Source organism: Vibrio sp. ArtGut-C1, assembly GCF_002105475.1.
GTDB lineage: Bacteria > Pseudomonadota > Gammaproteobacteria > Enterobacterales > Vibrionaceae > Vibrio > Vibrio diabolicus.
On sequence record NZ_NCTH01000009.1, the window covers coordinates 103,787 to 122,692 of the forward strand.

The 18,906-nt window shown below is 45.3% G+C and carries 13 protein-coding genes; 10 read left to right on the forward strand and 3 right to left on the reverse strand.

Going from position 1 to position 18,906, the window contains the following annotated elements:
• Positions 1-111 precede the first annotated feature (111 nt).
• The 6 genes from B7360_RS10350 to B7360_RS10375 all read left to right on the forward strand — a co-directional run bounded on the left by B7360_RS10350 (position 112) and on the right by B7360_RS10375 (position 8,980).
• On the forward strand, positions 112-3,096 hold the full coding sequence (locus B7360_RS10350) for a M6 family metalloprotease domain-containing protein (RefSeq protein ID WP_085343443.1): 2,985 nt from the start codon (positions 112-114) through the stop codon (positions 3,094-3,096).
• A 155-nt stretch (positions 3,097-3,251) separates the two neighbouring features.
• A complete protein-coding gene (locus B7360_RS10355; protein ID WP_085343444.1) occupies positions 3,252-4,013 on the forward strand; it encodes a sugar transporter in 762 nt (253 codons plus the stop codon).
• Positions 4,014-4,189: 176 nt separating this feature from the next.
• On the forward strand, positions 4,190-5,659 hold the full coding sequence (locus tag B7360_RS10360) for a protein adenylyltransferase SelO (protein WP_085343445.1): 1,470 nt from the start codon (positions 4,190-4,192) through the stop codon (positions 5,657-5,659).
• A gap of 212 nt (positions 5,660-5,871) precedes the next feature.
• Entirely contained in the window at positions 5,872-6,870 is a 999-nt protein-coding gene (locus tag B7360_RS10365) for a TRAP transporter substrate-binding protein (RefSeq protein ID WP_065645432.1), read from the forward strand.
• 70 nt (positions 6,871-6,940) lie between these two features.
• Entirely contained in the window at positions 6,941-7,615 is a 675-nt protein-coding gene (locus tag B7360_RS10370; protein WP_005390505.1) for a TRAP transporter small permease, read from the forward strand.
• A 3-nt stretch (positions 7,616-7,618) separates the two neighbouring features.
• A complete protein-coding gene (locus B7360_RS10375) occupies positions 7,619-8,980 on the forward strand; it encodes a TRAP transporter large permease (RefSeq protein ID WP_005390510.1) in 1,362 nt (453 codons plus the stop codon).
• 42 nt (positions 8,981-9,022) lie between these two features.
• Here B7360_RS10375 and B7360_RS25225 read toward each other — a convergent pair whose 3' ends face one another.
• From B7360_RS25225 to B7360_RS10390, 3 genes are all read right to left on the reverse strand, one after another.
• On the reverse strand, positions 9,023-9,205 hold the full coding sequence (locus tag B7360_RS25225; RefSeq protein ID WP_041853050.1) for a hypothetical protein: 183 nt from the start codon (positions 9,203-9,205) through the stop codon (positions 9,023-9,025).
• Between the two features lie 78 nt (positions 9,206-9,283).
• A complete protein-coding gene (locus B7360_RS10385; RefSeq protein WP_085343446.1) occupies positions 9,284-10,621 on the reverse strand; it encodes a sigma-54 dependent transcriptional regulator in 1,338 nt (445 codons plus the stop codon).
• A gap of 4 nt (positions 10,622-10,625) precedes the next feature.
• Positions 10,626-12,431, reverse strand: coding sequence for an ATP-binding protein (locus B7360_RS10390; protein ID WP_085343447.1), 1,806 nt, complete (start codon positions 12,429-12,431; stop codon positions 10,626-10,628).
• Between the two features lie 527 nt (positions 12,432-12,958).
• Here B7360_RS10390 and tig point away from each other — a divergent pair.
• From tig to lon, 4 genes are all read left to right on the forward strand, one after another.
• Complete coding sequence (gene tig, locus B7360_RS10400) at positions 12,959-14,266, forward strand: trigger factor (RefSeq protein ID WP_005390526.1); 1,308 nt, start codon at positions 12,959-12,961, stop codon at positions 14,264-14,266.
• Positions 14,267-14,371: 105 nt separating this feature from the next.
• Positions 14,372-14,998 (forward strand): ATP-dependent Clp endopeptidase proteolytic subunit ClpP, encoded by a 627-nt coding sequence (gene clpP, locus B7360_RS10405; protein ID WP_005382347.1) that lies wholly within the window; start codon positions 14,372-14,374, stop codon positions 14,996-14,998.
• A 70-nt stretch (positions 14,999-15,068) separates the two neighbouring features.
• Positions 15,069-16,349, forward strand: a complete 1,281-nt coding sequence (gene clpX, locus B7360_RS10410) for an ATP-dependent protease ATP-binding subunit ClpX (RefSeq protein WP_005390528.1) — start codon at positions 15,069-15,071, stop codon at positions 16,347-16,349.
• 129 nt (positions 16,350-16,478) lie between these two features.
• Positions 16,479-18,830: an endopeptidase La gene (lon, locus tag B7360_RS10415; RefSeq protein WP_005390529.1), complete on the forward strand. Its 2,352-nt coding sequence runs from the start codon at positions 16,479-16,481 to the stop codon at positions 18,828-18,830.
• Positions 18,831-18,906: the final 76 nt, after the last annotated feature.

Sequence of the window (18,906 nt, forward strand, 5' to 3'; positions counted from 1 at the left end):
CGAATTGATACCAGCCTTAGTCGTTAGCCACTCAACCTCATTCTATGTTTATGGGTTACTGTGTACTGGCTGTGCTTGGTATTAAACGAATCGAAAAGATGGAGCCGTACTTTGAAATTCAACACACTCGCCTTGACTATGCTAACTGCGCTTCTTGCAGGTAAGAGCATGGCAACTACTCCGCCATCACCAGTTTGGCATACTATTGCGTTGAGCGATGGTACCTCTAGTGAGGCAATTTTACGCGGCACTGCCGATTTCCACTGGTTTGAAGATAAACAAGGTAATGCCTTGGTTCATGAAGATGGCATTTGGTTTTTTGCACAGATTCAGCGCGAGTCAGACATCCCAACGTTACGCTCGACGGGTGTTGCTAAAACTCAATCAAGTGATGCGCCTGAATCGGCGAAGTTTCGCCCGGATCTACAAGTTAAGCCGCAGTTATCTTCTCTAAAAACCATTGAACCGATGGCGCGCCAAAATCTATTGCGTTCGGCGCAAGGTTATCAGGCGATGAGTAGCTCATCGGTGAAGCAGCAACCACTGTTGGTTGTGCAAGTCTCCTTTGATGATCAAGCGATGGTGCATGACTTCGAACAACGTGTGTTTAATACCGATGGCCAAAGCGTTGTCGATTATTTTGATAAAAACTCTCAAGGGAAATTCAAAGTTGTCCCTGCGATTGAGAGTTATGGTACCGCGAATGATGGTGTGATCAATGTGACCGTGGCGCAAAGCCACCCAAATTGCCACTCTAGCTCAACAGACAAGACTTGCACTGCCAAGTTGAATGCGGTCTTCACCGAAGCGTATCAAAAACTGGATCCGTACTTTAATCTTTCGGCTTACGACAGCAATCAAAATGGTACCGTAGAACCGTCAGAACTCTCAGTTATGTTTATTTTTGCGGGTGGCGACCGTTCAACCGGATTCCTTGATCGTCCTTCTATTTGGCCTCATAAATTCTCTCACGACGATGTGACACTAGATGGCAAAAAAATTGCCGATTATTGTGTGTTTGCTGACTACCAAGTTGATCATCAAGCGACGTTAGGCGTGATCGTACATGAGCTTGGCCATTTAATGCTTGGCTTGCCGGATTTGTACGCAAGGAACAGTGATGCCTCGATCGGTTCTTGGGGCGTGATGGGTGGTGGTTCATGGGCACAGAAACCGGGAGACTCATACGCAGGAGACACGCCAGTGAACATGAGCGCGTGGAGTAAACACGCCGCTGGTTTCGTTGTACCAACGATCACTCATGAAAGCCCGATGCCTATTTCCGTGAATAACGACGATGTCAAACTGGTGTATCTCGACCCATACTTGAAAGAGTTTGGCCCACGCGTTTATTTGGAAAGCCGTACCTTTAGCGGTTACGACCGAGCATTGGCGGCAGAAGGCATACTAGCGACGTCGGTTAATGTCCAAAATCGCTTTAACGATGTTGGCGCAATGCAGGTTCAAATCATGCAGGCCGATGGTCTGAATGAGTTAGAACATGATGGAAGCAGTGATGCCGGCGATTTGTATCCTAATGGTGGCAATGTCATTTCAGATACATCGACCCCGGGTCTGAGAGCGATCGCCGGGTTTGATACTGGGGTTCGTATTTCCAACATTGCCAGCAATACCAGCGGCGGCAGTTTTTCTCTTGAGCATATAAACGAGCCAAATAAATCGGCATGGTTGAACTCTCTTCACCAAGGTTATGTGTACGCAAGTGGCAGTAACACCCTGGCGATATCATTGGATTTGAATGCTGAGTCAAAGCTTGATGGTCTTCAACTTTACGCGCAAAGCAATAGCGCTCAAAGTGACATTACTTATCGAGTATGGCGATTCCCATTCTCAGGTAACGTGGGCTACCGATTAATATTGGATCAGAACAATGCTGAACTTTTACAGCAAGGTAGCTTCCAAAAGCCATCCCGAATTTTATTCCCTCAACCGAGCCAATTAAGTGCGGGTCAGCACCTGTTAGTAGTGGAATTAGAAGGCGGTGAATTTGAATCGAACTTTGACTTTGGCCGCTTACTAAAAACTGAAAAATCATCCCTGCCTGTAATGTGGACTGGTAATTACAACGAGATAGGTACGTTTGGTTTAGAGCAAGCCGGGTTCTCTTATGTTCCGTTCGCAGCACTCTTGAATGTGGAGGCGAACAACATTGTTGAAGCGAAAGCTGATTCACTGCAAACCGATAAGAATACGCCAGTCGATCTGAACCTGATGGACAATGATTCCATGGCCATAGGGTATCAGTTCAATGTGGACATTGTGCAGAAGCCTGAGCATGGCACCATTTCTGGCAACCAATACCAACCTGAAGCTAACTTTGTTGGTTTGGATAGCTTCCAATATCGTTTGCTGTCTACGGATGGCGTATATTCGTCTTCGGTTGTGAGCGTGCAGGTCGAAGTACTTGGTAGTAATGAAGCACCAAAAGCGCTCATCGATGTGGATAGCCAAAAGATTACTGCTGGACAGAAAGTAACATTGTCGGCGGCAAACAGCACAGATGCGGATGGCGATGTGTTGAACTACCGATGGGAGCAATTGGCTGGTACTTCAGTTTCTATCGGAAATTCGACCAGTGCTACGGCAAGCTTTACAGTGCCTCAAGGTATAAAAGCGGGTGAGGTTCTGACATTCCGTCTAACCGTTACTGATCCAAGTAATGAAACCTCCAGTGCTACCGTCAATTTAACCATGCAAAACGCAGCGCCAGTCACGCTAGCAGATACGGCGACCGTTGCCGTTGGTGAAAGCATTGTGATTGATGCTGCTGGCAATGATTCGGATGTGAATGGCGATAAACTGGTTGTAGAAAGCGTACAGAACCTGACGGGCGTGGGAAGTGCGAGTGTAGAAAATGGCAAAATTCGTTTTCAAGCTCCGGATAGTGCGGTTGATAACATCAAGCTGCAATATACGGTTTCAGATGGCAACGGTGCTACCGCAATAGGTGAAGTGACCGTGACGGTTGTCGCTTCCTTGAAAACAACGACATTCAAGAACTCTGAAGGTAGCGGCAGTGTTTCTTATTGGGCTCTGATGTTACTTGTTGCATTGGGCTGGCGACGCCGCGTCTAAAACGATATCGAATTACGGTATAAGCCACTCAGATTGAGTGGCTTAATTTTGTGCCCGTTTTACTTCCTAGTACCTCTCATTATCTTATGAGATGTGTTTCTCATTATTTTTAAAGCGATTTTTCTGTTTCGGCAATATGCCGAGAAGCAGCAGTGATGGTCAGAAGGAACCTACTCGCAATTGTCATTGCTTGTATTCCATTGATCATCGTGCACTCAATTTTTGTGTTTATGTATCCTGAAATGACGGGGCAAGATCAAGCGAACGCTCAAGAAGGAAACATCGCGGGATTTTATTTCGTCACAATCATTTTATACCCACTTGTTGCCGCGATGGCGGCTGTGCGTGTACACCGAATTTATTTGATTGGCGATTACATGCACTCAGCGTTGGATGTATTTCGCTTGTCAGCCAGAGAATTCCGTTTCATTGGCTGGTGGATATTATTTGGACTGATGATGATGCTCGTCATTGGTATCCCGATCTTTGTGTTGTCGTTTCTCTATATTGCAGAAAGTGGTGAACCCGATTTTGTCGCCATGGCGTTTATCACAACGGTTGCAAGCATTCCGGGCTATTGGGTGATGGCGCGCTGGTCATTTGTATTGCCAGCGACCGCAATGGATCATCAGCCGCGCAGCTTGCGTCGTTCGTGGAACCAAAGCAGACCATACAACAAACAAGTATTCATTTTGATGGGCTTAATTCCATTGGGCGCGGGATTGCTCAGTCAGCTTATCTTTAGTCACTTTACTAACCTCTTCATGCTGAGTCTTGTGGGTGTTGCCTATGGTATTTTCGGTGCGTACCAGTTGGCTTTGTTATCGTTGAGCTATAAAACGGTCGTGGATATTGAACGCGCTCGTTTTGATACACCATCAGAGCCACCAAAAACGGGTGAAGAGTTTTCCGCTTAATCATTTGATCGCTTTTACATACCACTTCCGTTTGTGAGGTGGTATGCAGCGGGTTAATACCTTCCTATCGCCTTCGCGTTATTCACGCAAAATACCCATGCCCATTTCATGGCTGAATGACAGTGACGTTCACACGTATACTGACAGCAGTACTTCTTTTTATTAAGGAACCCCACATGTCCATTTGGCAACGGGTCAGTTTCACCCATCGCTTTAGTCAATTACCGTCAGCTTTCTATACTTTGGTCGAGCCGCAACCCTTGGATAATACTCGTTGGGTCGCTTGGAATAGTGAGTTTGCGCAGCAGTTTGGTTTACCAGCAGAGCAAAGCGATGAGCTATTGGCGGTTTTTTCTGGGCAAAGCGAATTCGAACCGTTTCGTCCTTTGGCGATGAAATACGCAGGACATCAGTTTGGCGTTTACAACCCAGACTTGGGCGATGGACGTGGATTGCTGTTGGCGGAAATTGAGCATCAAGATGGCACTTGGTTTGATATTCACCTTAAAGGCGCGGGGCTAACCCCCTACTCGCGAATGGGGGACGGCAGGGCGGTGTTGCGCTCAACCATTCGTGAGTATCTATGTAGTGAAGCCATGGCGGGGCTTGGGATCCCGACGACTCGTGCTCTTGGCATGATGGTCAGTGACACGCCGGTTTATCGCGAGAAAACAGAATTCGGCGCAATGTTGATTCGTATGGCGGAGACCCACGTGCGTTTTGGCCATTTCGAGCATTTTTTCTATACCAATCAATTGGCAGAGCAGAAGTTGCTGGCGGACAAAGTGATCGAGTGGCACTTTGCTGATTGTGCATCGGCAGAGAAGCCATACGCTGCAATGTTTGGTGAAATTGTTCAGAAAACAGCGGACATGATTGCTTATTGGCAAGCGTATGGGTTTGCTCATGGGGTAATGAACACCGACAATATGTCGATCCTTGGTCAAACGTTTGATTACGGCCCGTTTGGTTTTCTTGATGATTATGAGCCGGGATATATTTGTAATCATTCCGACTACCAAGGCCGTTATGCATTTGACCAACAGCCAAGAATTGCGCTTTGGAACCTATCAGCACTCGCGCATGCGCTATCGCCACTCGTTGAGCGAGAAGATTTAGAAGCGTCGTTGAGTCAATTTGAAGTCCGGTTGAGTCAGCAGTTCAGCCGCCTAATGCGTGAGAAGTTGGGTTTAAAAAACAAGATCGCGGAAGATGGACGTTTATTTGAAGCAATGTTTGAGCTCCTTCACCAAAATAAAACGGATTACACTCGCTTCTTTAGAACGCTTTCAAATCTTGATACTGATTCTTCTCAAGCCGTAATCGACTTGTTTCTAGACCGAGAAGCTGCGCGAGCTTGGCTTGATCTGTACTTAGCTCGATGTGAGCTAGAGGTTGATGAACTAGGGGATCTGATTTCAGCCGAACAACGTTGCGAACAGATGCGTCAAGCCAATCCCAAATACATCTTGCGTAACTACTTGGCTCAGTTGGCGATTGATAAAGCGGAAGAAGGGGACTTTAGCGAATTACATCGATTGGCCGAACTGTTAAAGCGCCCATTTGATGAGCAGCCCGAGTTTGATGATTACGCGAAATTGCCACCAGAATGGGGGAAGAAAATGGAGATAAGCTGTTCTTCATAAATGGGTCATTTCCCACCCATTTGAATCTTTTTCTTGGGTGGAATTCACTCGTTATACTCTGTATTCATGTTAATGGGCTTTGTTAATTTATTGAAATACATATGAATTTTAACATGGTCCATTAATTGCTCTTTGTTGAACATCCGTACCCATCGCCTAACACTTAGTTATTCATGGACGGGATGGGATGTGATTCAACAAGGAGAATAATAATGTTTAAGCCTCTAACTCTACTATCTGTCTCTGCGCTTGCTGTAACGAGCTTTAACGCTGCCGCGAATTGTGACCCAGGTGAAACGGTCATCAAGTTCAGCCATGTAACGAACGCGGACAAACACCCAAAAGGTATTGCGGCTTCGTTGCTTGAAAAACGTGTCAACGAAGAAATGAACGGTAAAGTCTGTATGCAGGTGTTTCCGAACTCAACGCTTTACGATGATGATAAGGTGTTGGAAGCACTACTAAATGGTGATGTTCAACTCGCTGCACCTTCTCTTTCTAAGTTTGAGAAATTCACCAAAAAGTACCGCCTTTTCGATCTGCCTTTCTTATTCGACGATGTCGACGCTGTTGACCGCTTCCAAAACTCTGAAGCCGGTGAAAAGCTGAAAAACTCAATGAAACGACGTGGCCTACAAGGTATTGCGTTTTGGCATAATGGCATGAAGCAAATGTCAGCCAACAAGCCGCTCATTTCTCCAGCCGATGCTGAAGGGCTTAAGTTCCGTGTTCAAGCTTCTGACGTTCTCGTTGCTCAGTTTGAACAGCTAGGTGCAAACCCGCAAAAAATGTCATTCAAAGAAGTGTACGGTGGCCTGCAAACTAAGGTTATTGATGGTCAAGAAAATACTTGGTCAAACATCTACGGCAAAAAGTTCTTCGAAGTTCAAGATGGCATTACGGAAACGAACCACGGGATTCTGGATTACCTAGTGGTGACGTCAAACGACTTCTGGGAAAACTTACCAGACGATCAGCGCGAGCAGCTAAACACAATCATCCAAGAGGTGACAGCGCAGCGTAATGCTGAGTCGACCAAAGTGAACCTTGCGAACAAAAACAACATCATCGAAGCTGGTGGTGTGGTTCGCACGTTAACGCCAGAACAGCGCCAAGAATGGGTCACTGCACTTCAGCCAGTATGGAAGAAGTTTGAAAAAGACATTGGTTCTGACCTAATTGAAGCCGCTTTGGCTTCTAACCAAAAATAATAACGCCTAGCACGCTTAGCCCTCTCGATTAGAGGGGGCTCTTTTCCCCTACAGACGACGTGATGTAATTATGGAACAGACTTTTTTTGCCAAGGCTGGACGAATCACCGATGCCATTGAAGAGACTTTGATTGCTTTCTTCTTAGGTGCCATGACCTTGTTAACCTTTGCCAATGTCATCTTTCGTTATGTCTTTAACGACAATATTCTTTGGGCGCTTGAGCTCACCGTCTTTATGTTCGCATGGATGGTGTTGGTCGGCGCTTCTTACGGTGTGAAAAAACACTTTCATATTGGTGTTGATGTGATTATCAACATAGTGCCAGAGGGCAAACGAAAAGCCTTGGCGTTATTCGCTGCAATATGCTGTTTAGCCTTCTCTATTTTGCTTTTAATTGGCTCTTGGAACTACTGGTATCCGTTTGCCACAGACCGAGCGTGGTATGAAACGGATGATATTCCAATGCCGGAAATGCTTCAGTTTATGGCGGATTGGTTAAACGAGGGAGAGCGTTACGAAAAGCTGCCACGTTTTATTCCTTATTTCGCTTTGCCGCTTGGTATGGCGTTGCTAACGCTGAGATTTGCTCAGGCAACATGGCAAATTGCTACCGGAAAGCTCGACCGACTGATTGCAGGGCATGAAGCGGAAGAAGAGCTAGAGGCGCTTCAAGAAGAGATGAGTGATGCCGGTGATCTTATGGCTCCAAAGGCCTCAGACAATTCTAAGAGCAAGGAGCAATAAGCCATGGATATCTTATTTCTATTTTTGATGGTGATTGGTTTCATGCTCGTCGGCGTGCCAATCGCAGTTTCTCTGGGTCTTTCCAGTATTCTTTTCCTTTTGATTCATTCGGATGCGTCTTTGGCGTCTGTTGCTCAAACGTTGTTTAATGCATTTGCTGGACACTACACTCTATTAGCAATTCCATTCTTCATTTTAGCTTCAAGCTTTATGTCGACAGGTGGTGTAGCGAAACGGATCATTCGTTTCGCGATTGCGATTGTAGGCTGGTTCCGTGGTGGTTTAGCGATGGCTTCGGTTGTCGCGTGTATGATGTTTGCCGCGCTGTCAGGTTCATCTCCAGCAACGGTTGTTGCCATAGGTAGCATCGTTATCGCAGGTATGATCAAAAACGGCTACTCAAAAGAGTTTGCGGCCGGCGTAATTTGTAACGCAGGTACGCTAGGGATTTTGATTCCGCCGTCTATCGTTATGGTGGTTTACGCTGCCGCGACCGATGTATCAGTTGGACGTATGTTCCTCGGTGGTGTGATTCCCGGTTTGCTAGCGGGTGTCATGTTGATGATAGCGATCTATATTGCTGCCCGTATTAAGAACCTGCCAAAACAACCATTTGTCGGTTGGAAAGAGACGTTTGATGCAGCTAAGGATGCAAGCTGGGGCTTGTTGCTGGTGGTGATTATTCTCGGTGGTATTTATGGCGGTATTTTCACCCCAACAGAAGCCGCTGCGGTTGCTGCTGTGTACTCGTTCTTTATTGCCAACTTTGTATACAAAGACATGGGGCCATTTGCTGATAAGCAAAATACTAAGCCTGCGTTAGTCAAAATTTTTCACACCTTCGTTCATAAAGATACCAAACACACGCTTTATGAAGCGGGTAAACTCACCATCATGCTGCTTTTCATTATTGCCAATGCGTTAATTTTGAAGCACGTTCTCACGGAAGAACGCATCCCGCAAATGATCACAGAGTCGATGATGTCAGCTGGTCTAGGACCAATCACCTTCTTGATTGTGGTGAACGTATTGCTGTTGATTGGTGGTCAGTTTATGGAACCATCAGGCTTATTGATCATTGTTGCACCACTGGTGTTCCCGATTGCGATAGCACTGGGGATCGACCCAATTCACTTAGGTATTATGATGGTGGTGAATATGGAGATAGGTATGATAACACCACCTGTTGGGCTTAACTTATTTGTTACTGCAGGTGTCGCCAAAATGTCGATGATGAATGTAGTAAAAGCCGCACTGCCATGGGTGGCGGTGATGTTCCTATTCCTCATTATTGTAACGTACGTGCCATGGGTATCGACTTGGTTACCAACCACCTTGATGGGGCCAGAAATCATCACTAAATAATGGCACCAGATATTTGAAGAAAAACAAAAGAGGTGTGATGATTCACACCTCTTCGTCTATGGGTTTGTAGCTAGGCCTACGAGGGTCTGGGTGGACTCGCCGCTCGTAGCTTCGCCACTTCTTTTTATTCTTGCGCCGCTCCTCGCCTGAACGTCTCTCTTCTTGATATTGCCCGTCTACCATCACGGTATCTGTAATGATCGGTATTCTCACTTTCTCGTTCATATCCGTAACAACCATGATGAATCAATTATTAAAAATTATGATTCAAGTTGGATATAATACCAATCCTTGAGAATCGTTTTATTTATAGAGCTCTTTATCTATTTGATAGCGTTGCATTTTGTCATACAGAGTTTTTCGAGGCACATTCAATTGCGCCATTGTCTGTTTAATGCTGCCGTTATTTTCCAGTAATGCACCTTCAATGGCTGCTCTCTCGAACTCTGCAACTTGTTCTGCAAGACTTGAAGAAGGCTTGGCAACCGGAGTCGATTCTCCTAACTGAATTAATTTACCCAATAGCACGAAACGCTCTGCTGCATTTCTTAGCTCGCGAACATTGCCTGGCCAGTCATGGCTCATCAGTTGGGCGAGGTCGTGGGATGACAAGCTAGGAGAGCTTTTACCGTAACGTGAAGCCGCTACCAATAGGAAATGATGGAAGAGGGCAGGGATGTCTTCTTTCCGTTCACGCAGTGGCGGGAGATCTAAGGTAACCACATTCAGTCGATAGTAAAGATCTTGGCGAAAGGTTCCCTCTTCAGCAGCGCGTTTCAAATCGACTTTGGTTGCGGCAATTACTCGAATATCTAAGGGCAAGAGTTCATTCGAGCCGACACGCTCAATCACACGCTCTTGCAGTACTCTCAGTAAACGGATTTGGGCTTGGATTGGCATTGACTCGATTTCATCCAAGAAAAGTGTACCGCCTTGAGCAAATTCAAATTTACCGATACGGCGGCTTTCTGCGCCAGTAAATGCGCCTTTTTCATGCCCGTAGAGTTCGCTCTCAATCAAATTCTCTGGTACTGCACCACAATTTACTGCGACAAAGTTTTGGTTCCGTCGAGAGCTTTGCTCATGCAAAGAGCGGGCGATTAACTCTTTACCTGTACCAGTCTCGCCAAACAATAAGATATCTGCATCAGTATCGGCGATGTGAGCAATGGTTTGGCGTAACATTTGAATGCTAGACGTTTCTCCGATAACACGAGGTCCGAGCGTTTTACTTGCCTTGAGAGACAGGCGTAACTTCTCGTTTTCAACCGTTAATTGGCGCTTCTCAATGGCGCGCTTGACGGTTTCAACTAGGTGCTCAGGTGGGAATGGCTTTTCAATAAAATCATACGCTCCTTGGTGTAACGCATTAACTGCCATTGAGATATCGCCATGACCAGTAATCATAATCACGGGAAGATGGGTGTCTTTTCGTACAAGGGTATTCAGTAAATCCATCCCTGAAATACCGGGTAAGCAAATATCGGTAATCACCACACCTGGCTCGACTCCCTGCTTAATGGCGAGTAAGGCAGATTCAGCGTCTGGAAAGAATGTGGCATCGATATCTGCCAATTCAAACGTTTGTTCTATTGCCAGTCTAAGATCGGCTTCATCATCAATAAAAAACACCTGACACATGATCTCATCCTTTTGATTGTTCTGTGTTGTTAGGAGCGATAGGTAAACACAATGAAAATCGAGCTCCGCCTTGTTCTCGATTTTGGGCACATAATCTTCCGTTCATACTGGCTAAGATTTGTTGCGAGATAGAGAGCCCTAAACCTAACCCATTTTGTTTGGTAGTTAGGAAAGGCTCACATAAGTCCGAAAGTGAGAAATGTCCAAGCCCTGGACCATTGTCATCTACATGAATCCAAACCAAACCGGCATGTTCGTCTTGCTCTACGGATAACTGTACTTGTTTGTCTTGTTGCTCTTTGAGAGCCTCTATCGCATTGGTCAGCAAATTAACCAACACTTGTTCAAGTTGAATGATATTGATCTGAACTTCAACATCGTGCTCTGGTACCTGCGTTTCTAGCGTGACACGTGCAGATTTAAGTGCGGGTTTCATCAGCTCTTTGACTGAGGCAATTACTGGAAACAAACGAGATTGAGCTAGCTCGTTTCCACTGGTTTTTTTAGCGAAAGAACGAAGCTGCTGACTGATGTTTGCCATACGATCAGTGAGGGCTGAGATGCGAGTTAGATTATCTTCCACTCGCTCATATTTTTCTTTTTGGAGGAACAGCTTGCCGTTTTCAGCAAAGCTGCGAATGGCCGCAAGTGGATTATTCAGTTCATGACTGATACTGGCTGACATTTGCCCTAATACTGCTAGTTTCGCAGATTGAACGAGTTCGTCTTGGGTTAGGCGAAGTGTTTGTTCGGTTTCTATTCTCTGGGCGATTTCTGCTTGCAATTCTGCGGTGCGAGCCATGACTTGATATTCAAGTTTTTGATTGGCCTCTTGTTGAATTCTCTCAAGTTGTAAGTGGCGTTGTTGACGGTGATAGATGAGCTGGCCAATTAAAAACAACACGGTGAATGCAAGAGTAAGTACAAAAATGTAACCCATTGTGAGCCAGACGATAGACTGCTTAGGAGATAGTACACGGATGGTCAGCTTGAGCTCTGGTAGGGGCAACGAAGAGACCACCAAGGTCCCTTTGTTATATGGGTAACCTTGTTTTAGCTCAGAATGCGTTTCCTCCACATTGCCCACCAATCCTAGAGTTTCAATTGGCTCATCAAGGTATTGTCGGCTTGCCCAAACTTGTTTTCTTTCATTCTCAGTCAGTGGTTGTAAGCTTTTGAGTAGCCAATCACTTCGGCTGCTCATGAAAACAATCCCGTGCGGATCGCTCGCGACGAACACACTATTTGGCTGCTGCCAGTTGTCTTCTATCTTACTCAAGTCCATCTTAACCACGACCACACCAAGGACGCCGCCCGCGTATATGATCGGATAAGAATAGTAGTAGCCACGCTTACCCGAAGTCGAACCAAGCGCGTAGTATTGGCTTCGTTCCCCAACGATTGCTTGTTTGAAATAAGGGCGGAACGCAAAATTTCGTCCAATAAAAGATCGCTCTTTACGCCAGTTGCTGGCCGCGATCGTTGTACCCCATTGATCGATTAAATAGGTATCTGCCGCTTCAATCACGTCATTAACGGATTCTAAATACCGATTGGTGAGTTCCAGTTGGGCACTGTTATTTGGATGCAGTAACGCTTGATGGAGAGGGTCATCTTTAGCCAGAAGGTTAGGGATATGGGCGTATTTATCGAGTTTGTTTTTAATATGACTAGAAAATTGCTCAAGTTGGGACTGGTGTTTATCAAGCAATGATTGATAACTAGTCTGCCAAACCCAATGACCACCTATGGTTGCGCAAAGGAAATAGAGGGCAAAAAAAGTCAGCAGAATCCGGTTTTTTTGCGACATCCTTACACTCCTTAAACCTTTCCTTTGGTCACGTAAGAAAATGTTAATAGTTTGTAGGGAGGATTAGGGATTTAGTTTTCAACTCTGTGGAGTAAAACAAGAGCAAGATCTCTTTTTAGGCTTTTCGATAAAAAAACCGGTCGATTCTCTTGAAAAAGTCGCTATTGTCCCCATTCTAGATATGCTGACGATACTTAGACGGTGTTTGAATCGCATTTTTGAAGAAAAAATGGGTCAGCATTCGAGAATTTAGCGCAGACAATGTCCACATAGTGGCTATTGGCTCGACAGGGTTGCGACAGATCGCTAGAATGTCGCGTCTAAAAATTCTGTCCTGAGGCTAATAGGAGATACCTTTGGTAATTTTTATCGAAGATATCACTGATTAGTCCGGTACTGACAAACAGTATCGATACTCGATTTAAATTAGGTGTTCGGACAGAACACTACACAAGGATGAAGCGTAAGCTCCGCTGAGTTTCGCTCATACGCTCGGAAAACCGAGCCACTTTAGAGGTTTATATATAATGCAAGTTACTGTTGAAACGCTAGAGGGCCTAGAGCGCCGTCTAAACATTACTGTTCCAGCTGCAAACATCGAAGACGCTGTAACAGCTGAACTACGCAACATCGCTAAAAACCGTCGTTTCGATGGTTTCCGTAAGGGTAAAGTGCCTCTAAAAATGGTTGCTAAGATGTACGGCAAAGCAGTACGTCAAGACGTTCTTGGTGAAGTTATGCAACGCCACTTCATCGAAGCTATCGTTAAAGAGAAAATCAACCCAGCTGGCGCTCCAACTTTCGCTCCTGTAGAAAACAAAGAAGGTTCAGACCTAGTTTTCACTGCAACTTTTGAAGTTTACCCAGAAGTTGAGCTTAAAGGCCTAGAAAACATCACTGTTGAAAAACCGCTAACTGAAGTTAAAGACGCAGACGTAGAAGAGATGATCGATACTCTACGTAAGCAACAAGCTACTTGGGTTGAAGTTGAAGAAGCAGCAGAAGATGGCAAACGCGTAAGCATTGACTTCGTTGGTTCTATCGACGGTGAAGAATTCGAGGGCGGTAAAGCTGAGAACTTCCCACTAGAAATGGGCGCTGGTCGCATGATTCCTGGTTTCGAAGACGGTATCGCAGGTAAAACTGCAGGTATGGAATTCGACATCGACGTGACTTTCCCAGAAGATTACCACGCTGAAAACCTAAAAGGTAAAGCAGCTAAGTTCGCAATCAAAGTGAACAAAGTTGAAGCTCGTGAACTACCAGAACTAAACGACGAGTTCGTTGCTAAGTTCGGTGTTGTTGAAGGCGGTGTTGAAGCACTTAAAGCTGAAGTTCGTAAAAACATGGAACGCGAGCTTAAGCAAGCTGTTAAGAACCGCATCAAAGAGCAAGCGATTGACGGTCTAGTTGAGCAAAACGACATCAACGTACCATCAGCGCTTATCGAGCAAGAAATCCAAGTTCTACGTCAACAAGCTGCACAACGCTTCGGTGGTAACCCAGAAGCTGCTGCTCAGCTTCCACGTGAGCTGTTCGAAGAGCAAGCTAAACGTCGCGTAGTAGTTGGTCTTCTACTAGGTGAAGTAATCAAGTCTGAAGAGCTAAAAGCGGACGACGAGAAAGTTAAAGCTCTAATTGAAGAAATGGCTACTGCATACGAAGATCCATCAGAAGTTATTGCTTACTACGAGCAAAACGAAGAAATGATGAACAACATGCGCAATGTAGCTCTAGAAGAGCAAGCAATCGACGCGATCATCGCTAAAGCACAGGTTTCTGAGAAAGAAGTAGGCTTCAACGAGCTACTTAACCAACAACAACCTGCTGCTTAATAAGCAATATCTTGCGTAGAAGGTTGACTTAACGTTAACTATTCTGCTAACAATGGTCCGTATGATAGTCATCATCCGGGCCATTTATTTTAGGGACATAAGAATATGAGCTACCAAGAAAAAAATGCAATGTCGCCAATTATGGACGCGCTAGTACCAATGGTGGTTGAACAAACTTCCCGCGGCGAACGCTCTTACGACATCTACTCACGTCTGCTGAAAGAGCGCGTGATTTTTTTAACGGGTCAAGTGGAAGACCACATGGCAAACCTTGTCGTGGCTCAGCTACTTTTCCTAGAATCTGAAAATCCAGATAAAGATATTTTCCTATACATCAACTCGCCAGGCGGCAGCGTAACAGCTGGTATGTCTATCTACGATACCATGCAGTTTATTAAGCCAAATGTTAGCACTGTATGTATGGGTCAAGCATGTTCAATGGGTGCCTTCCTGTTAGCAGGTGGTGCGCCAGGTAAGCGCTACGTACTGCCTAACTCTCGTGTAATGATCCACCAACCATTGGGTGGTTTCCAGGGTCAAGCTTCTGATATCCAAATCCATGCTCAGGAAATCCTGACCATTAAGCAGAAGCTAAACAAGTTGTTAGCAGAACATACTGGCCAACCTCTTGAAGTCATTGAGCGCGATACTGATCGTGATAACTTCATGTCATCAGAGCAGGCTGTGGAATACGGTATCGTGGATGCAGTGTTAAGCCACCGCGGCGAGTAATTAGCCAGCGCATTTTGGCAAAAATTGATATACACTCATTCATGAAGAGTAAAGGCTAAGAGGTTAGCGAATGACAGATAAAAGCAAAGAAAGTGGCAGCGGTAAATTGCTGTACTGTTCTTTCTGCGGCAAAAGTCAGCACGAAGTTCGCAAGCTAATCGCAGGTCCGTCAGTGTACATTTGCGACGAGTGTGTCGACTTATGTAACGATATTATTCGCGAAGAAATCAAGGATGTTCTCCCTAAGAAAGAATCTGAAGCGTTACCAACGCCAAAACAGATCCGTGAACACCTTGATGACTATGTGATCGGGCAAGATTACGCGAAAAAAGTGCTCGCAGTTGCGGTATATAACCACTACAAGCGTTTACGCAATGGTGATACAACGAGTGAAGGTGTAGAGCTTGGTAAAAGTAACATCCTTCTAATTGGCCCAACAGGTAGCGGTAAAACACTACTTGCTGAGACATTAGCTCGATTCTTGGATGTGCCATTTACAATGGCAGACGCAACCACACTAACCGAGGCTGGTTATGTGGGTGAAGACGTTGAAAACATCATCCAAAAGCTTCTGCAAAAATGTGATTACGATGTAGCTAAAGCTGAACGTGGCATCGTTTACATTGATGAAATTGATAAAATTTCACGCAAAGCTGAAAACCCATCTATTACGCGTGACGTATCTGGTGAAGGTGTTCAGCAGGCGCTACTAAAACTTATCGAAGGCACGGTTGCATCGGTTCCACCTCAAGGTGGTCGTAAGCACCCTCAGCAAGAATTCCTACAAGTGGACACGTCGAAGATCCTGTTCATCTGTGGTGGTGCATTTGCTGGCCTAGATAAGGTGATTGAGCAGCGTGTTGCAACAGGTACAGGTATTGGCTTCGGTGCTGAAGTTCGTTCTAAAAACGAATCGAAGACCGTGGGTGAGCTATTTACTCAGGTTGAGCCTGAGGATTTAGTGAAGTACGGACTCATTCCAGAATTCATTGGTCGTCTTCCTGTGACAACAACACTGACTGAGCTTGATGAAGAAGCGTTGATTCAGATCCTATGTGAACCGAAGAACGCATTAACCAAGCAATACGCAGCATTGTTTGAGCTTGAAAACGCTGAACTTGAGTTCCGAGAAGATGCGCTGCGCGCTATCGCTAAGAAAGCAATGGAGCGTAAAACAGGTGCTCGTGGTTTACGCTCGATCCTTGAAGGCGTATTACTGGAAACCATGTACGAACTGCCATCTGCGACAGACGTAAGTAAGGTCGTGATTGATGAGTCCGTCATCAATGGTGAGTCAGAGCCATTGCTTATTTATAGCAACTCAGACAATCAGGCCGCTGGAGCAGAATAAATTCAGCCGTAATGAAAAAGGAGGTAAGTAATTACCTCCTTTTTTTATTTCTCTTATTGAATCCAAACAATTAGCCCCCATATAAATCGATAAGTAATACGTAAACGTGAAAGCGGAAGAGAGAATTATATGAACTTGGAACGTTCCGAGCGTATCGAGATCCCGGTACTACCTCTACGTGACGTAGTGGTCTACCCGCACATGGTTATTCCATTGTTTGTTGGTCGTGAGAAATCGATTAGCTGTTTAGAAACGGCGATGGAAACCAACAAACAAGTTCTTCTTGTGGCACAAAAGCAAGCTGATACTGATGAGCCTACGGTTGACGACCTATTTGAAGTAGGTACGGTAGCCACCATTCTCCAGCTACTGAAGCTTCCGGATGGCACAGTAAAAGTACTGGTTGAAGGCCAGCAACGTGCGAAAATCAATCACTTTAAAGAGAGTGACTTCTTCCTAGCGGAAGCGGAATTTGTGGTTACGCCAGAATTGGATGAGCGTGAGCAAGAAGTGATTGTTCGCAGTGCGATCAATCAGTTTGAAGGCTTTATTAAGCTAAACAAGAAGATTCCACCAGAAGTTCTCACCTCACTCAACGGTATCGACGAAGCGGCTCGCTTAGCGGATACTATTGCAGCTCATATGCCGTTGAAGCTGGTGGATAAGCAGCAAGTACTTGAAATTGTTGATGTCACTGAGCGTCTGGAATTCCTAATGGGCCAGATGGAATCAGAGATCGATTTGCTGCAAGTTGAAAAACGCATTCGTGGTCGCGTTAAAAAGCAAATGGAAAAATCTCAGCGTGAGTACTATCTGAATGAGCAAATGAAAGCGATTCAGAAAGAACTTGGTGAGATGGAAGACGCACCAGACGAGTTCGAAACGCTGCAGAAGAAGATTGACGAATCAAAAATGCCTCAAGAGGCACGTGAAAAGACTGAGCAAGAGCTGCAAAAGCTTAAGATGATGTCTCCAATGTCTGCCGAAGCAACAGTGGTTCGTAGCTACATCGATTGGATGGTCAGCGTGCCTTGGGCTAAACGCTCAAAAGTTAAGAAAAATTTAGCGAAAGCAGAAGAGATTCTTAATGAAGACCACTACGGTCTAGAGCGCGTAAAAGAGCGTATTCTTGAATACTTGGCGGTTCAAAACCGAATCAATAAGTTAAAAGGTCCAATCCTTTGTCTTGTTGGTCCTCCAGGTGTGGGTAAAACGTCTCTTGGTCGTTCAATTGCTTCTGCTACAGGTCGTAAGTACGTTCGTATGGCGCTGGGTGGTGTACGTGATGAAGCAGAAATTCGCGGTCACCGCCGTACTTACATTGGCTCATTGCCAGGTAAATTAATCCAGAAGATGTCGAAAGTTGGCGTGAAGAACCCATTGTTCTTATTGGACGAAATCGACAAAATGTCTTCAGATATGCGCGGCGATCCGGCATCAGCGCTACTAGAGGTACTTGATCCTGAACAGAATAACTCGTTCAACGATCACTACTTAGAAGTGGATTACGACCTTTCTGACGTTATGTTCGTTGCAACCTCGAACTCAATGAACATTCCAGGTCCATTGTTAGACCGTATGGAAGTTATTCGTTTATCTGGTTACACCGAAGACGAGAAGCTGAACATTGCAAAACGTCACCTTGTTGATAAGCAAGTGAAGCGCAATGGTCTAAAACCGGATGAGATCATCATTGAAGACTCTGCGATTATTGGCATCATCCGTTATTACACTCGTGAAGCGGGTGTCCGTAACTTAGAACGTGAGATCTCTAAGATCTGCCGTAAAGCCGTGAAGAACATCTTGCTGGATAAAGACATCAAGTCAGTAACGGTAACGATGGACAACCTAAAAGAGTACTTGGGTGTTCAACGTTTCGATTACGGTAAAGCGGATGAAAGTAACCGAATTGGTCAAGTGACAGGTCTAGCTTGGACAGAAGTGGGTGGTGATCTGCTAACGATTGAAACTCAATCTATGCCAGGTAAAGGTAAGCTGACGCAAACGGGCTCTCTTGGTGACGTGATGCAAGAGTCTATCCAAGCCGCAATGACAGTAGTTCGCTCTCGTGCAGAAAAACTGGGTATCAATACTGACTTCTACGAGAAGAAAGATATTCACGTGCACGTACCGGAAGGCGCGACGCCAAAAGATGGCCCAAGTGCGGGTACTGCAATGTGTACTGCCTTGGTTTCTGCTCTGACAGGTAACCCTGTGAAAGCAGAGGTAGCGATGACGGGTGAAATCACACTGCGTGGTGAAGTCCTACCTATCGGTGGCCTAAAAGAGAAGTTACTTGCGGCACACCGTGGCGGCATTAAGACTGTGCTAATTCCAAAAGACAACGAGCGTGATTTGGAAGAGATTCCTGATAATGTTATCGCTGATCTGGAAGTCATCCCTGTACAGTGGATTGATGAAGTACTGAAAGTCGCACTAGAGCGAGACCCGACGGGCGTTGAGTTTGAGTCTCAAAAATAGTGATGTGTAGCAAAAATAAGTAAAAGTTTACGCTGATAAGTCTAAAAAGGCTTGTCAGCGTTTTTTTTGGGCGCTA

Bases quoted from the DNA above. Each gene is read 5' to 3' on its own strand.
- B7360_RS10390 (WP_085343447.1), bottom strand. From the start codon at position 12,431: ATGTCGCAAAAAAACCGGATTCTGCTGACTTTTTTTGCCCTCTATTTC.
- B7360_RS25225 (WP_041853050.1), bottom strand. From the start codon at position 9,205: ATGAACGAGAAAGTGAGAATACCGATCATTACAGATACCGTGATGGTA.
- B7360_RS10375 (WP_005390510.1), top strand. From the start codon at position 7,619: ATGGATATCTTATTTCTATTTTTGATGGTGATTGGTTTCATGCTCGTC.
- B7360_RS10365 (WP_065645432.1), top strand. From the start codon at position 5,872: ATGTTTAAGCCTCTAACTCTACTATCTGTCTCTGCGCTTGCTGTAACG.
- B7360_RS10355 (WP_085343444.1), top strand. From the start codon at position 3,252: ATGGTCAGAAGGAACCTACTCGCAATTGTCATTGCTTGTATTCCATTG.
- B7360_RS10385 (WP_085343446.1), bottom strand. From the start codon at position 10,621: ATGTGTCAGGTGTTTTTTATTGATGATGAAGCCGATCTTAGACTGGCA.
- clpX (WP_005390528.1), top strand. From the start codon at position 15,069: ATGACAGATAAAAGCAAAGAAAGTGGCAGCGGTAAATTGCTGTACTGT.
- B7360_RS10370 (WP_005390505.1), top strand. From the start codon at position 6,941: ATGGAACAGACTTTTTTTGCCAAGGCTGGACGAATCACCGATGCCATT.
- clpP (WP_005382347.1), top strand. From the start codon at position 14,372: ATGAGCTACCAAGAAAAAAATGCAATGTCGCCAATTATGGACGCGCTA.
- B7360_RS10360 (WP_085343445.1), top strand. From the start codon at position 4,190: ATGTCCATTTGGCAACGGGTCAGTTTCACCCATCGCTTTAGTCAATTA.
- lon (WP_005390529.1), top strand. From the start codon at position 16,479: ATGAACTTGGAACGTTCCGAGCGTATCGAGATCCCGGTACTACCTCTA.
- tig (WP_005390526.1), top strand. From the start codon at position 12,959: ATGCAAGTTACTGTTGAAACGCTAGAGGGCCTAGAGCGCCGTCTAAAC.